The following is a 15250-nucleotide window of genomic DNA, read 5'->3' on the forward strand; positions in this document are numbered from 1 at the left end:
GATCCGCAGGGGGACGGCCTCACGACCTTCCGGGGGCTACCACCACTCCTTACGCCGCTGACCTGGGCCTGTACGTCGTATCAGCCGACACGGCGGCGTTCCCGCGGTGCGGACTTCAGGTGCCTCTTCCGCTTCGACCTCATGCTGCGTGCCCGGCCGGAGTCCGGGATCGGCCCGCAGCGCGACCGGTTGTCGGTGCCGGGTGGGAAACTGCCCGGCATGATCGAACCGAATCCGAAAGCGGACCTTCTCCGGTACTTGCAAGAGGCGCGGGACGCCCTGGTGTGGAAGCTCGACGGCCTGTCGGAGTACGACGTCCGCCGTCCGCTGACCCCCACGGGCACGAACCTGCTGGGGCTGGTCAAGCATGTCGCCGGCGTGGAGCTCGCGTACTTCGGCGACACCTTCGGGAGGCCGTTCTTCGAGGCGCAACCGCCGCCTTCCTGGTGGTACACCGAGGAGTCGGAGCCCAATTCGGACATGTGGGCCGGTGCGGACGAATCACGGGAACAGATCGTCGGGCTGTACCGCCAGGCGTGGGAGCACTCCGACAGCACGATCGCGACGCTCGCGCTCGACGCCACCGGTCACGTCCCGTGGTGGCCGGAGGAACGCCGGGAGGTGACCTTGCACCACATCCTGGTGCGCGTGATCTCCGACACCCAGCGGCACGCCGGCCACGCGGACATCGTGCGAGAGCTCATCGACGGATCCGTCGGATACCTGTCCGGCAAGGAGAACCTGCCCCCCGGGGACAAGCAGTGGTGGGAGGGCCACCGGAGCCGGCTGGAGCGCGTGGCGCGGGAGGACGAAGGCTGATCCCACACCTGCTGCCGGCCCCGGTGGACGGACGGATCAGCGCAGTCCGGCGAAGAGGTCGTTCTCGGGCACGGGCGCTCCGGTGGTGTCCCGGACGCGTACGAAGGTCTCGACGCCCATCAGCTCGGTGAACCTCTCCCGGCCCATCCTGAGGAAGAAGATGTTCTCGCCCTGGCTGGCGTGCGCGGCGAGCGCGTCGAACTTCTGGCCGCCGAACGCGGTGGTGTCCACCCAGGTGGTGATCTCCTCGTCGGGGAGTCCGATCTCCGCGATCGCGGCTGCCTCGGCGGGATCCGGCTCGGGCATGTCCGCATCGAACTCGCGCATGGCCTCCCCGAAGCGCTGCATCATCGAGCGGGGTGCCGTCGTCCAGTACACCTTCGCGGTCGGCTCGGTCATCGCCAGCGCGGCCATCGTGATGCGGTTGGCCTGGATGTGGTCGGGGTGGCCGTAGAAGCCGTTCTCGTCATAGGTGACGACCACATCGGGCCGGTAGCGCCGCATGAGTTCCGCGAGCCGGGCAGCGCCCTCCTCCACGGGCGTCCGCCAGAAGGATCCGGGGGCGTCGTTGGCCGGCCAGCCCATCATCCCGGAGTCGGCGTAGTCCAACATCTCCAGGTGGCTGATCTTCAGGATGTCGCAGCTCGCCTGCAGTTCCTGGCGCCGCATCAGGGCCACGGCTGCCGGATCGTGCCCGGGATCGCCGGGCTTGACGCCTCCCGGTCCGTCACCGCAAGCGCCGTCGGTACACGTCACGAGCACCGTGCGCATGCCCTCCGCCGCGTACCGCGCGAGGACGCCGCCCGTTCCGGTGGCCTCGTCGTCGGGGTGGGCGTGTACCGCCATGAGCGTCAAGGGCCGGTCGTTCATGAAGCAGTCCTCCTGTGTGAAATGGCATCGATCCGAGTCCGCGGCGGTCATATGAGCGGGCGCCCCTGAATAGCAGATCACCGGGCGTACGGCGAACCCCAGGGCACCGGATCACGCCCGGGCGGACGATCTTTCGGTCTCGGTTCTTCAAGGCCGCGGCCGGCGCCGCCTATTCCTCCGACGACTACGGCATCCGGGATTTGCGGGCACCGAGTAAGGAACTTGCGAAGATCTGCGTGATTCATTCTTTACTTCGTCGGAATCTAGCGGGATGAATGGGTGCTCCGTACGGTCGGGGCGCCGGTTTTGCCCCCATTCCCCGAAGGAGCATCACATGCTGACGATCTTCAGACCCCGGCGACTGGCGGCGGCCGCCGTCGCCGCGGTCGGCGCGATGTGCGTGTCCGCCTTGCCGGCCGCCGCCACACAGCAGGCTCAGGCGCACTCTCCGGCGCACTCGCACTCGCACTCGCACTCGCACTCGCAGGCGCAGGCGCAGGCGCAGGCGGTGGCGGTGGCGAGGAGCGCGGCGGTGGGTGCGGCGACGCCGTTCTCGGTCTACGAGGCCGAGTCGGGAACACCGGGCGGAGGTGCGGCCGTCCGGTCGCTGACCTCGGCGCCGACGTCGCAGTACTCGAGCGCCGCCCTGGAGGCGTCGGGCCACTCCTACGTCCACCTGGACGGCACGGGCCAGTCGGTGCAGTGGACGAACACCACCGGGCAGCCGATCTCCTTCCTCGACGTCCGCGCCAGTGTCCCGGATTCGGCGGCCGGCGGCGGTATCACCGGAACACTGAACCTGTACGTCAACGGGGTGTTCCGGCAGGCGCTGAACCTCAACTCGCGCCAGAGCTGGGTGTACGAGGGCAACGGCAACTACAACACGAGCGACAACCAGAACCCGGCCGACGGTGACCCGAGGGTCTTCTGGGACGAGTCGCACACCTTCGTCACCGGGTCCCCGATCCCGGCGGGCGCCACGTTCTCGCTGCGGAAGGACTCCGACAACGGCGCGTCCTTCTACGACGTGGACTCGGTCGACGTGGAGCAGCCGCCGGCGCCGCTGACGCAGCCGGCGGACTCGATCTCGATCACGAGCTGCGGTGCGGTGGCGGACGACAGCCCGACCAACGGCGCCGCCGACAGCCGGTCGGTGGACAGCCGGGCCGCCATCCAGAACTGCATCGACCAGGCCCAGCAGCAGGGCAGGATCCTGTGGATCCCCCAGGGCACCTTCTACGTGAAGGGCACCGAGGGACTGCACGCGCAGGGGATCACCATCGCGGGCGCGGGGCTCTGGTACAGCACGGTCTACCGTGACGTGCCGGTCCCCAACAGCACACCGCTGGCAGCCCTGTTCGACCTGACCTCCTGCACCGTACGGAACTTCCACATCGACGCCAACGCCGTCAGCCGCAGCACCGTCGGCGGGGACGGCGGCGCGATGGACACCACCGGTACCGGCTGGCTGGCCGACGGCATCTGGACCCAGCACACCATGTCCGGCTTCTGGGCCTCCGGCACCGGCGGGACGGTGCGCAACAGCAGGCTGACGTCGATCTGGGCGGACGGGATCAACGTCAACAACGTGTCGCTGGGCGCCGACACCGGGAACGACCTGACGGTCACCGGCAACTTCGTCCGCGGCACCGGGGACGACGCGATCGCCATCAACTCGGTGAACTACAACACCAACGGCGACGGATCCAGGACCTACTACCACCCGATGACCAATGTCACCGTCAGTGACAACACCTCGATCGCGCCATGGGGCGGCAAGGGCATCGGGATCTACGGCGGCAGCGGCCACCAGGTCAAGGACAACTACATCGGCGACACGGCCCGCTACATCGGTCTCGGGGCCGGGCGCTTCGGTGTCAACGGCAGTGACCTGCTGTCCGCGACCGTGACCGGCAACACCGTGGTCCGCTCCGGCGGCAACGCCTACAGCCAGGGCCAGCCCGCCCTGCACATCGGCAACGGCGGCGACGGACAGAACACCGGAATCGTCGACAAGGTCACGGTGACCGGCAACACCGTCACCGACTCCCTCTACGACGGGATCGGCTTCTCCACCTCGACCGACACCCTGCTCCAGGACAACACGGTCAGCAACCCCGGCCGCAACGGCATCGCGATCTCCCCGCCGTTCTACCCCGCGCCCACCGGTTCCGCGACGATCACCGGCAACACGGTGACCGGGCTCCCCTCCGGCGCCTCGGCCTTCGTCGACAACTCCACCGGGTTCGTCGCCACGCTGAGTGACAACCACTGGCCGCCGCCCGCTCCCGAGGGCCCCTACGGCGGTACCCCGGCCGCCGTGCCCGGCACGGTGCAGGCGGAGAACTACGACACCGGCGGCCAGGGCGTGGCCTACAACGTCACCTCCGTCAACGGCAACGCCAACTCCTACCGCGCCGACGGGGTGGACCTGGACAACACCTCGGACACCGGCGGCGGTTACAACCTGGGCTGGACCGGCGGCGGGCAGTGGTTCCGCTACACCGTGGACGTCGCCGCGGCCGGCACCTACACCCTCGGCCTCCGTGTCGCGGCCCCGTCCGCGGTGACGGGCGCGCTGCACCTGTCGGACGCCGCGGGCACCAGCCTGACCGGGGCCGTCGACCTGCCCGCCACGGGCGACTGGCAGACCTGGGCCACCGTGACCATCCATGTGACCCTGCCGGCGGGCCGGCAGACCCTGACCCTCGCCCAGGACTCCGGCGGCTGGAACATCAACCACCTCGGTTTCACCGCGGGCACCGACACACCCGGGACCGACCTCGCTGCCGGCAAGCCCGCGGCCGAGTCCAGCCACACCGACGTCTACCCGTCGTCGAACGTCACGGACGGCAACCAGTCCACCTACTGGGAGAGTGCCAACAACGCGTTTCCGCAGTGGGTCCAGGTCGACCTCGGCTCGGCCCGGAGCGCCTCCCGCGTGGTCCTGCAACTGCCCGCCGGCTGGGGCGCCCGCACCCAGACCCTGACCCTCGGCGGCAGCACCGACGGCGCCGTCTTCACCACCCTGAAGCCCTCGGCCGCCTACACCTTCGACCCGGGCACCGGGAACACCGTCACGCTCACCTTCCCCGCCGCCGCCCAGCGCTACTACCGCGTCACCGTCACCGCCAACGACGGCTGGCCGGCAGGTCAGGTGTCGGAGTTCCAGATCTGGACCACCTGACCCGATCCGCTCCACGGTGCCGCCGGACCCCGGTCCGGCGGCACCGCCGTGCGCGCGGCCCCACCGCAGGCCGCAGCCCCACGGTGGCACATTAGATCTTGCATGCTGAATTTTTATTGTTGCAATTTTCTGTCTAGTTCTTGCGTGCCTCTGTCGAGGACATTACGGTCCCCCTCGCGTCATCAGCACCCCCTGCCTTCCCCCTGCCTCCCGTCTCCCCTTGCGCCACGTCCCTCCCTCTCCGGCGGTGTCAGCAGGGCATTTCCGGCATGTCCTGATGAAAGGAGTGGTACGTGTTCCATTCCATCCGAGATCTGAGACGAGCCCTGGTCTGGGCGGTCAGCACCGCGATGGTGGCCGCCCTCGGCATCGTCGCCCTGGCCGTCCAGCCCGCCTGGGCGGCGTCGACCGCCACCGGCGGCAGCGGCGCGAGCCTGCCGTACGTCGAGGTGCAGGCGGAGAACTCCGCCACCAACGGCACGACCATCGGCCCGAGCTACACCCAGGGCCAGCTGGCCGACGAGGCGTCCTACCGCAAGGCCACGACGCTCCAGGGCACCGGCCAGTACGTCACCTTCACCACGCCGGTGGCGACCAACTCGATCAACTTCCGGTACAGCATCCCCGACACCTCGGGCGGCTCGGTCTACACCGCCGCGCTGTCCCTGTACATCAACGGCGTCAAGCAGCCCGACTTCACCCTGACCAACGCCTACAGCTGGTACTACGGCAGCTACCCCTTCACCAACACCCCGGGCAGCAACCCGCACCACTTCTACGACGAGGCCCACCGCCTGTTCTCCACCACCTATCCGGCGGGCACGACCTTCAAGCTGCAGGTCGACTCGGGGGACAACGCCTCCTCGTACACCATCGACTTCGCCGACTTCGAGCAGGTCGGCGCCGCCCTGACCGCACCCTCCGGGTCGGTCTCGGTGACCAGCAAGGGCGCCGACTCGACCGGTGCGGCCGACGCGACCAGCGCGTTCAACGCCGCGATCAGCTCGGCAGGCCCCGGCGGCACCGTGTGGATCCCGCCGGGCACCTACAACATCCCCGGCCACATCAGCGTCAACAACGTCACGATCGCCGGCGCCGGCATGTGGTACTCGACCGTCACCGGCACGGCCCCCGGCTTCTACGGCAACTCCGCACCCTCGGCGAGCACCGGCGTGCACCTCCAGAACTTCGCCATCTTCGGCGATGTGCAGGAGCGCAACGACAGCGCCCAGGTCAACGGCATCGGCGGCGCGATGAGCAACTCGACCGTCTCCAGCGTGTGGATCGACCACATGAAGGTCGGCGCCTGGATGGACGGGCCGATGGACGGACTGACGTTCACCGGCATGCGCATCCGTGACACCACCGCCGACGGCATCAACTTCCACGGCGCCGTCACCAACTCGAAGGTCACCAACAGCGAGATCCGCAACACGGGCGACGACGGCATCGCCACCTGGGCGGACTCCGGCATCGGCGCCGACGCCAACGACACCATCTCCAACAACACCGTGTCCCTGCAGATCCTCGCCAACGGCATCGCGATCTACGGCGGCCACGACAACACCGTCAGCGGCAACCGGGTGGTGGACAGCGGCATCACCCAGGGCGGCGGCATCCACGTGGGGCAACGTTTCTCCTCCACGCCGGTCGGCACCACCACCATCTCCGGCAACACCATGGTCCGGGACGGCAGCCTCGACCCGAACTGGCAGTTCGGCGTGGGTGCGCTGTGGTTCGACGGCAGCCAGGGCGCGATCACCGGCCCGATCAACGTGACCAACGCCCTGATCCAGCAGAGCCCGTACGAGGCGGTCCAGTGGGTCGAGGGCACCATCAGCGGGGTCAACCTCGACAACGTGACCATCGCCGGCACCGGAACCTTCGCCCTCCAGGAACAGACCGGAGGCGCCGCCAAGTTCACCAACGTCACTGCCACCGGCGTCGGTTACTCCTCCCCGGTGTACAGCTGCTCGGTCGGGAGCTTCACGGTGACCGACGGCGGCGGCAACTCCGGCATCAGCGGCACGCCGTACTGCGGTGGGTGGCCGGCCCCGGTCTACCCGCCCTACCCGTCCGAAGGCGTGACGGCCACCCCCGGCGCGCTCAACTTCGGTTCGGTGGCGACCGGTTCGACGAGTGACGCCCAGACCGTGACCGTCTCCAACCCGACCAGCACCGCCGCGTCCGTCTCCTCGATCGCCACCAGCGGCGACTACTCCCAGACCAACACCTGCGGCTCGTCGATCGCCGCGAACGGCTCCTGCACCGTCAGCGTGAAGTTCGCGCCGACGGCGACCGGCAGCCGCAGCGGCACGCTGACCGTCAACGCGGGCGGGGTCACCAACACGGTCACCCTCTCCGGTACCGGCACCGCGCCCGGCCCGGTCCTGAACACCGACCCGGCGAGTCTGGCCTTCGCCGCCACGGTGGTCGGCTCCTCGGCCGACACGCAGACGGTCAAGGTGACGAACTCGGGCACCACGTCGGCGACCGTCTCGGGCGTCGCCGCGACCGGTGACTTCAGCCAGACCAACAACTGCGCCACCCTCGCGGTCGGCGCGTCGTGCACGGTGACCGTCGGCTTCAAGCCCACCATTGGCGGAACGCGCACCGGCAACCTGACCGTCACCAGCAACGCCAACAACAGCCCGACCGTCGTCGCCCTGACCGGCAGCGGCATCGACTCCACCACCAACATCGCCGCCGGGCGGCCGGCGTCGGCGAGTTCGAGCAACAGCCCGTACGTCGCCTCGAACCTCACCGACACGGACGCGTCGACGTACTGGGAGGGCACGAACGGCTCGTTCCCGCAGTGGGCCCAGGTGGACCTCGGCCAGAACTACAGCGTCGGAAAGGTCGTGCTCAAGCTCCCGCCGGCGACGGCGTGGTCGGCCCGCACGCAGACCCTGTCGGTGCAGGGCTCCACGGACGGCTCCAGCTTCTCCACGATCAAGGCATCGGCCGGGTACACCTTCGACCCGAACGCCAACGGCAACACGGCGACCATCACGTTCAGCGCCGCCACGGCGCGCTACGTGCGGGTGAACATCACCGCCAACACCGGGTGGAACGCAGCCCAGTTGTCGGACTTCGAGGTGTTCCCCAGCACCGGCGGCTCCTCGCCGGCGACCCTGTCGGCCAGCCCGACGTCGCTGACGTACGCCACCCAGGCGCTCAACACCGCGAGCAGCGCGCAGACGGTCACGGTGACCAACACCGGAACCGCGGTCGCGACCGTCTCCGGCGTCACCACCACGGGCGACTTCTCGCAGACCAACACCTGCGGGACGTCGATCGCGGCAGGGGCCTCCTGCACGGTGGCCGTCACCTTCACGCCCACCGCGTCCGGCACCCGCACCGGCGATCTCAGCATCGCCAGCAACGCGTCGAACGGCACGACCACGGTCGCGCTGACCGGCACCGGCGTCGGCACGGTGAGCAGGAACCTGGCAGCCGGGGCGGCCACCACCGAGTCCAGCCACACCGACGTCTACCCGTCGTCGAACGTCACGGACGGCAACCAGGGCACCTACTGGGAGAGCGCCAACAACGCCTTCCCGCAGTGGGTCCAGGTCGACCTCGGGTCCGCGCAGAGCGCGAGCCGCGTCGTCCTCCAGCTCCCCGCGACCTGGGGCGCCCGCAACCAGACGCTGTCCCTGTCGGGCAGCACCGACGGCTCCTCCTTCACCACCGTCAAGTCGTCGGCCACGTACACCTTCGACCCCACCACCAACAACACGGTCACCATCACGTTCACCGCGACCACCCAGCGCTACTTCCGGGTGAACATCACCGCGAACAACGGCTGGCCGGCCGGCCAGGTCTCCGAGTTCCAGGTCTGGAACACCTGATCCGATCCGACGGTGCCGCCGGGTGCGGGCGTGCTCGCACCCGGCAGCACCGAACACCGAAGGCCAGCAGAGGAGTCCAGATGGGTGTCACACGCAGAGTCTTCTTACGGGCCGCGGCGGCGGCCACCGCGGTGGGAGCCGTGGGCGCCACCGAGACCGCACTCGCCCCGACCGCGTCCGCGGCCAGCGCGCCGGGCGACGTCGTCGGCAAGATCACCGTCGGCTACCAGGGCTGGTTCGCCTGCGTCGGCGACGGCGCGCCGATCAACGGCTGGTGGCACTGGAGCCAGGACTGGAGCCGGTCGCCGTCCCCGACCAACACCAACATCAAGTGCTGGCCCGACATGCGTGACTACACCAACACCTACCAGACCTCGTACGCCGCCCTCGGCAACGGTCAGCCCGCCACGCTGTTCTCCTCGTACGACCAGCAGACCGTGAACACCCACTTCCTGTGGATGCAGCAGAACGGCATCGACACCGCCGCCCTGCAACGCTTCAACCCCACCGGCGGCGAGGGCCCGACGCGGGACGCCATGGCGACCAGGGTGCGCAGCGCCGCCGAGGCGTACGGGCGGAAGTTCTACATCATGTACGACGTCTCCAACTGGACGAACATGCAGTCCGAGATCAAGACGGACTGGACGAACAAGATGTCCGCGTACACGGCGAGTTCGGCGTACGCGAAGCAGAACGGCAAGCCCGTCGTGTGCATCTGGGGCTTCGGCTTCAACGACCCCAACCACCCCTTCACCGCCGACGCCTGCCTCGACGTCGTCAACTGGTTCAAGAACCAGGGCTGTTACGTCATCGGTGGCGTCCCGCGTGAATGGCGGACGGGGACCGGCGGCTCGCAGCCCGGCTTCCTCGGCGTCTACCACGCCTTCAACATGATCTCGCCCTGGATGGTCGGCGCCATCGGGAACGTCACCGAGGCCGACAACGCGTACACCACCTACACGGTCCCCGACCAGGCCGACTGCAACGCCAACGGCATCGACTTCCAGCCCTGTGTGCTGCCCGGCGACGTCTCCGGCCGGCAGCGCGCGCACGGCGACTTCATGTGGCGGCAGTTCTACAACATGGTCCGGGCCGGGGTGCAGGGCATCTACATCTCGATGTTCGACGAGTACAACGAGGGCAACCAGATCGCCAAGACCGCCGAGACCCAGGCCTGGGTACCCACCGACTCCGGGTTCCTCGCCCTCGACGAGGACGGCACCGCCTGCTCCGCCGACTACTACCTGCGCCTCACCGGCGACGGCGGCCGCATGCTCAAGGGGCAGATCGCGCTGACCGCCACCCGCCCCACCCAGCCGGTCGTCCCCACCGGCGACACCACACCGCCCGCCGCGCCGGGGGCCCTGACCGTCACCGGGCACACCGGCAACTCCCTCTCGCTGGCCTGGAACGCGGCGACCGACAACGTCGGCGTGAGCGGCTACCGCGTCCTGCAGGTGTCCGGCTCGACCAGCACCCAGGTGGGCACCACCGACGCCACGTCGTTCACCGTCACCGGACTCGCGGCGTCCACCGCGTACACCTTCGACGTCGTCGCCCACGATGCGGCCGGAAACGTGTCGCAGCCCTCCAACCAGGTCAATGTCACCACCGACCCCCCTTCCAGCACCACCAACCTCGCCCTGCACCGCCCCACCTCGGAGAGCAGCCACACCCAGGTCTACGCCTCGTCCAACGCGACCGACGGCGACACCAACACCTACTGGGAGTCCGCAAACAACGCCTTCCCGCAGTGGGTCCAGGTCGATCTGGGCGCCGCCACCGGCGTCAGACGGATCGTCCTCAAGCTGCCCCCGGCGACCGCCTGGGCCACCCGCACCCAGACCGTCTCCGTCCAGGGCAGCACGGACGGCGGCACCTTCGCCCAGCTGCTCGCCTCCGCGGGCTACACCTTCGACCCGGCGACCGGCAACACCGCGACCCTCACGCTTCCCGCCACCGCCACCACCCGCTACGTACGACTCACCTTCACGGCCAACAACGGCTGGCTGGCCGGGCAGGTCTCGGAGTTCCAGGTCTTCGGCGCCTGACGCCCGACCGGCGAGCCGCGCTAGACCGTCGTCAGGTCGAACTGCTCCCAGGTCCCGACCTCGGTGCGGTTGGCGATGAGCGGGTCGGCGCCGCCGTTCTCGGCGGTCACGTACCTGCCGTTGGCGGCGGCGAGCAGGCTGACGGTGCCGTTGGAGTTCTTCACCAGCTGGAAGGTCTCGTAGCTGCCGATGGCCGTGCGGTTGGCGATCAGCGCGGAAGCGCCCGCGTCGTCCGCGCAGACGATACGGCCGTCGGCGCGAGAGCGAAGTGCGATGGTGCCGCTGCCCAGGTCGATCTGGTCGAACTTCTCCCAGGTGCCGGGCGAGTCCCGGTTCGCGATGAGGGCGGCGGCGCCCGCGTTCTCCGCCGTCACGTACTTGCCGTTGGCCCGCGCCTTCAGGGTGACGGTGGCGGTGGCGGGGGTGCCGGCCGAAGTGCCGTTCACGTAGGGGGTGGTGGGGCGGGTGGCGGTCAGCGCGATCTGCCCCTTGAGCATGCGGCCGCCGTCGCCGGTGAGGCGCAGGTAGTAGTCGGCGGAGCAGGCGGTGCCGTCCTCGTCGAGGGCGAGGAACCCGGAGTCGGTGGGTACCCAGGCCTGGGTCTCGGCGGTCTTGGCGATCTGGTTGCCCTCGTTGTACTCGTCGAACATCGAGATGTAGATGCCCTGCACCCCGGCCCGGACCATGTTGTAGAACTGCCGCCACATGAAGTCGCCGTGCGCGCGCTGGCGTTCGGCGACGTCGCCGGGCAGGACGCAAGGCTGGTAGTCGATGCCGTTGGCGTTGCAGTCCGCCACGTCGGGGACGGTTGCGTTGGTGTAGAAGTTGTCCGCGTCGGAGGAGGTGCCGATCCGGCCGACCATCCACGGCGAGATCATGTCGAGCGCGTGGTAGACGTCCGAGAAGCCCGAGCGGGAGTCACCGGTACCGGTCCGCCACCAGGTCGGGACGCCGCCGATGACGTAACAGCCCTGGTTCTTGAACCAGTTGACGACGTCGAGACAGGCGTCCGCGCTGAACGCGTGCTTGTCGTCGTCGAAGCCGAAGCCCCAGATGCACACGACCGGCTTGCCGTTCTGTATCGCGTACGCCGAACTCGCCGTGTACGCGGACATCTTGTTCGTCCAGTCCGTCTTGATCTCGGACTGCATGTTCGTCCAGTTGGAGACGTCGTACATGATGTAGAACTTCCGCCCGTACGCCTCGGCGGCGGAGCGCACCTTCTGCGTCATGGCGTCCCGCGTCGGGCCCTCGCCACCGGTGGGGTTGAAGCGCTGCAGGGCGGCGGTGTCGATGCCGTACTGCTGCATCCACAGGAAGTGGGTGTCCACGGTCTGCTGGTCGTAGGAGGAGAACAGGCCCGGGGCGCGGCCGTTGCCGAAGTTCGCGAAGGCGGTCGGGTACGTGTTGGTGTAGTCGCGGATGTCCGGCCAGGCCTTGATGCCGTTGTTGGAGGGGGAAGGGGTGGAGGCGCTGTTGGGGGCCCAGTGCCACCAGGCGTTGATCGGTGCGCCGTCGCCCTTGCAGGCGAACCAGCCCTGGTAGCCGACGGTGACCTTGCCCACGACGTCACCCACGGCACTCGCGCTCGCATCGGCCGCCGAGGCGAAGCGGCGGACGCCGAACGTGCCCAGTGCCGCGATCGCGGTGCCGCCCGCCGTGGCGCCGAGCAGCTTGCGGCGGGTCCAGGTCGGAGCGCGGTGGGAGAGGGGCACGGAGGGCTCCGGGGTGGGAGAGAAGGTGTCCATGTGAAGGGAGGGTTCGCCGTCGGCGCTGCCGTAACAGAAACCGGGCGAGATTTTTTCGTCGGGGATCGGCGAGGTGCCGGCCCTGCTCCGGACGGCGCGGATCGGCTGGGGACCGCCTGGTCCGCAGTCGCCGGAGAGATCATCATGGGGGGATGTCCGAGAACCAGTCCGCCGGGGCACCGACTGTGGTGCGGCTGCCCCGGTACACGAAGGCCGACCAGGAGGAGATCCTCGGTACCGGCGACGATCCCTTCGGCGTCGCCTCGGCCGGTCTGACCTGGCTGCCGAAAGAAGAGCACTTCGGCATCAGACACGACGGCCGGCTCGTGGCCCACGCCGGTCTGCTGCGGCTGCCCGTCGCGATCGGCGACGCCGAGACCGAGGTGGTGGGCGTCGGCGGGGTGGCCGTCGCACCCCGTGTGCAGGGCCAGGGGCTCGCGCGGCTCGTGGTCACGGCCGCACTGGAGCACGCCCGCACGATGGGCCCTCGGCACGCGCTCCTGTTCTGCCGGCCTCCCCTCGTGCCGCTCTACCAGCGCCTCGGATGGCATTCGCTCGACGAGGAGGTGCTCGTCGAACAGCCGGAGGAGCGCCTGGTGACCATGCCGCTGCGGACCATGGTGACCCCCCTCCGCGACGACGCCCGCTGGCCCTCGGGGACGGTGCGGCTGCTCTCGCTCCCCATGTGACGGGCGCCTTCGGGAACCCGGGCTCGGGCGCCGGTGCCGGGGCGGCGGGGTGGCGCTCCTTCCTGTCCGGCGGCGCTCACCCGTCCAACCGGAGCAGTTCCAGCACGTCGGCGACCTGCTTCTGGTCGTGGGCCTGCAGGCCGCGCAGCGGGAGGGGGAGATTGTGGTGCGCCGTGAGGCCGAGTTCGGCGGCCACTGCCGCGATGACCCGGAGCGATCCGTGCCGGGCGAAGAGGTCCCACAGCGGCTGGAGCCGCTCCGACTCCTCCTGGGCGCGGTCCGCCTGGCCGGCCCGGGCCGGCCGCGTGATGGCGAGGACGGTCCGGGGGAGCGTGCCGGCGGTCACCGAGTACCAGGCGTCGCATCCCGCGTTCAGCCCGGCCGCTCCCCGGGCGTCTCCGCTGACCCCCACGGTCACATGCCCGGGCAGGATCTCCCGCAGCCGTGCCACCCGGGCCCGGGCCAGGGCCGGGTCGGCGGGCATCCCGGGAATCTTGACCGACGCCACGCGCGGCAGCCCGGCCACCCGGGTGTACAGCTCGTCGGTGAAGGTGAACCGGGTGGTGCCCGGGTTGTCGTAGACCACCAGCGGAACCGAGAGGTTCGCGGTGACGTCCTCGTAGAGCCCGAACACGTCGTCCTCGGTGAGCGGTTGGTACGACACCGGCGCCAGCAGCACCCCCGCGGCCCCGGCGTTCTGCGCGTCCTCGGCCGCCGCCAGCACGTCCCGGGTGCGCAGCGCCCCGATGCCCACGATGACCGGAACGCCGTCGGCGTGCTCCACCGCGACACGGGCGGCGCGGGCCCGCTCCTGGAGCGTGAGGTAGGCGTACGACCCGGTGGAACCCAATGCCCCGACCGAGTCGACGCCGGCGGCGGCGAGGCGACGGACCAGACGGGCGAACGCTTCCTCGTCGATGTCTCCGTCGGGGTCGAGAGGGGTCAGCGGGAAGGCGCTCAGACCTGTGAACACGGTTGACTCCCAAGGCCGTTCGTCTTATCGGGGGTTGGCGCGCAGCCAGTCCAGCACCTGGCCGGCGTGTGCGTCCGGCGGGAACACCGGGTAGAAGACGTGCTCGACCGCACCGTCCCGGACGACCAGCGTCAGCCGCGTGTAGAGCGTCTGCCCGGTGGCGGCGAACGTCGGCAGGCCGAGGGTGCGGGCCAGGGTGTGGGCGGGGTCGGAGAGCATCTGGAACGGCAGGCGGAGCCGTTCGACGACCTCCTGCTGGTAGGCGGTGTCCTGGCTGGAGAGGCCGAACACGCGGGCCGCTCCGGCGGCCAGCAGCTCCTGATGGTGGTCGCGGAAACCGCATGCCTCCGGGGTGCAGCCGCGGGCCCCGGGGATCGCGTTCCACCCCTCGGGCAGGTCGGTGCCCGGGCGGCCGGTGAGCGGGTAGACGTAGAGCACCGTCCGGCCCGCGCCGAGCGCGTCGAGACCGACCGGCTCGCCGCCGGTGCCCCGCAGTTCCAGGTGCGGCATCCTCGTACCGGGCAGATGGGCGGCCGCGCCGTCGTCCTCGGGGACGGGCAGGTCGTCGGGCGGTGTCAGGTAGTCGGTCATCAGGTCCTCTCCCTCGCGTGCGCCGGCCGGTGGGACACGGCTGTTGCGGTGAGCGGCCTGCTCCAGGTGCATGACCAGCGCCGCCCGGCGGGCGGTGAGTCCCTCGATCCGCCGGGTGAGGTCGTCGATCGCGTCCCGGTACCCGGCCAGCGAGGCGGGGCAGTCGTCGGCGTGCCGGTGGCCGGCCGCGAGACACTCCAGGAAGGGACGGGTGCTCTCCACCGGGATCCCGAGCCCGCCGAGCGCCCGGATCTCCCGCGCGAGCCGTACGTCGCCCTCGCCGTAGTCCCGGTAGCCGTTGGCCAGCCGGCCGGGCGTGAGCAGTCCCAGCGATTCGTAGTACCGCACCGCTTTCACCGTCACGCCCGCCCGGCGGGCGAGCTCACCGATCAGCATGCCTCTCACCTCGACGAACGCTAGACCCTGCCCCCGAGGGTAAGGTCAAGCGGCGTTCGGCGGAGGTCGGAC

The 15250-nt window shown here is 69.8% G+C and carries 9 protein-coding genes; 5 read left to right on the top strand and 4 right to left on the bottom strand.

Features of this window, described 5'->3' with window-relative positions:
• Window positions 1-219: 219 nt before the first annotated feature.
• The gene (locus tag ACFWPQ_RS47840; protein ID WP_384050367.1) at window positions 220-819 is read left to right on the top strand and encodes a DinB family protein; all 600 of its coding nucleotides are present in this window, start codon (window positions 220-222) and stop codon (window positions 817-819) included.
• 36 nt (window positions 820-855) lie between these two features.
• Here ACFWPQ_RS47840 and ACFWPQ_RS47845 read toward each other — a convergent pair whose 3' ends face one another.
• Entirely contained in the window at window positions 856-1689 is an 834-nt protein-coding gene (locus tag ACFWPQ_RS47845) for a PIG-L family deacetylase (RefSeq protein WP_384050370.1), read from the bottom strand.
• A gap of 334 nt (window positions 1690-2023) precedes the next feature.
• Here ACFWPQ_RS47845 and ACFWPQ_RS47850 point away from each other — a divergent pair, with 334 nt between their 5' ends.
• The 3 genes from ACFWPQ_RS47850 (at window position 2024) to ACFWPQ_RS47860 (ending at window position 10781) form a co-directional block, all read left to right on the top strand.
• Window positions 2024-4876 carry a carbohydrate-binding protein gene (locus ACFWPQ_RS47850; protein WP_384050373.1) on the top strand — a complete coding sequence of 951 codons (2853 nt, stop codon included), beginning with the start codon at window positions 2024-2026 and terminating at the stop codon, window positions 4874-4876.
• Window positions 4877-5169: 293 nt separating this feature from the next.
• Window positions 5170-8730 carry a choice-of-anchor D domain-containing protein gene (locus ACFWPQ_RS47855; protein ID WP_384050376.1) on the top strand — a complete coding sequence of 1187 codons (3561 nt, stop codon included), beginning with the start codon at window positions 5170-5172 and terminating at the stop codon, window positions 8728-8730.
• A gap of 80 nt (window positions 8731-8810) precedes the next feature.
• Window positions 8811-10781, top strand: a complete 1971-nt coding sequence (locus ACFWPQ_RS47860; RefSeq protein WP_384050379.1) for a discoidin domain-containing protein — start codon at window positions 8811-8813, stop codon at window positions 10779-10781.
• A gap of 20 nt (window positions 10782-10801) precedes the next feature.
• On the opposite strand, the gene ACFWPQ_RS47865 is transcribed toward ACFWPQ_RS47860, so the two are convergent.
• Window positions 10802-12529 (bottom strand): xylosidase, encoded by a 1728-nt coding sequence (locus ACFWPQ_RS47865; protein ID WP_384050382.1) that lies wholly within the window; start codon window positions 12527-12529, stop codon window positions 10802-10804.
• A gap of 152 nt (window positions 12530-12681) precedes the next feature.
• Between ACFWPQ_RS47865 and ACFWPQ_RS47870 the strand changes: the two genes are divergently transcribed.
• Window positions 12682-13218 (top strand): GNAT family N-acetyltransferase, encoded by a 537-nt coding sequence (locus tag ACFWPQ_RS47870; RefSeq protein WP_384050384.1) that lies wholly within the window; start codon window positions 12682-12684, stop codon window positions 13216-13218.
• A gap of 76 nt (window positions 13219-13294) precedes the next feature.
• On the opposite strand, the gene ACFWPQ_RS47875 is transcribed toward ACFWPQ_RS47870, so the two are convergent.
• Window positions 13295-14191: a dihydrodipicolinate synthase family protein gene (locus tag ACFWPQ_RS47875; RefSeq protein WP_384050387.1), complete on the bottom strand. Its 897-nt coding sequence runs from the start codon at window positions 14189-14191 to the stop codon at window positions 13295-13297.
• 24 nt (window positions 14192-14215) lie between these two features.
• Window positions 14216-15178: a redoxin family protein gene (locus ACFWPQ_RS47880; RefSeq protein ID WP_384050390.1), complete on the bottom strand. Its 963-nt coding sequence runs from the start codon at window positions 15176-15178 to the stop codon at window positions 14216-14218.
• Window positions 15179-15250: the final 72 nt, after the last annotated feature.

It is taken from the genome of Streptomyces sp. NPDC058464, from assembly GCF_042721035.1.
In the GTDB taxonomy this organism is placed as follows: Bacteria; Actinomycetota; Actinomycetes; order Streptomycetales; family Streptomycetaceae; genus Streptomyces.

What these genes read in the sequence shown, in the direction of transcription:
- ACFWPQ_RS47840 (WP_384050367.1), top strand. Translation starts at nt 220, where the DNA reads ATGATCGAACCGAATCCGAAAGCGGACCTTCTCCGGTACTTGCAAGAG.
- ACFWPQ_RS47860 (WP_384050379.1), top strand. Translation starts at nt 8,811, where the DNA reads ATGGGTGTCACACGCAGAGTCTTCTTACGGGCCGCGGCGGCGGCCACC.
- ACFWPQ_RS47870 (WP_384050384.1), top strand. Translation starts at nt 12,682, where the DNA reads ATGTCCGAGAACCAGTCCGCCGGGGCACCGACTGTGGTGCGGCTGCCC.
- ACFWPQ_RS47850 (WP_384050373.1), top strand. Translation starts at nt 2,024, where the DNA reads ATGCTGACGATCTTCAGACCCCGGCGACTGGCGGCGGCCGCCGTCGCC.
- ACFWPQ_RS47845 (WP_384050370.1), bottom strand. Translation starts at nt 1,689, where the DNA reads ATGAACGACCGGCCCTTGACGCTCATGGCGGTACACGCCCACCCCGAC.
- ACFWPQ_RS47880 (WP_384050390.1), bottom strand. Translation starts at nt 15,178, where the DNA reads ATGCTGATCGGTGAGCTCGCCCGCCGGGCGGGCGTGACGGTGAAAGCG.
- ACFWPQ_RS47865 (WP_384050382.1), bottom strand. Translation starts at nt 12,529, where the DNA reads ATGGACACCTTCTCTCCCACCCCGGAGCCCTCCGTGCCCCTCTCCCAC.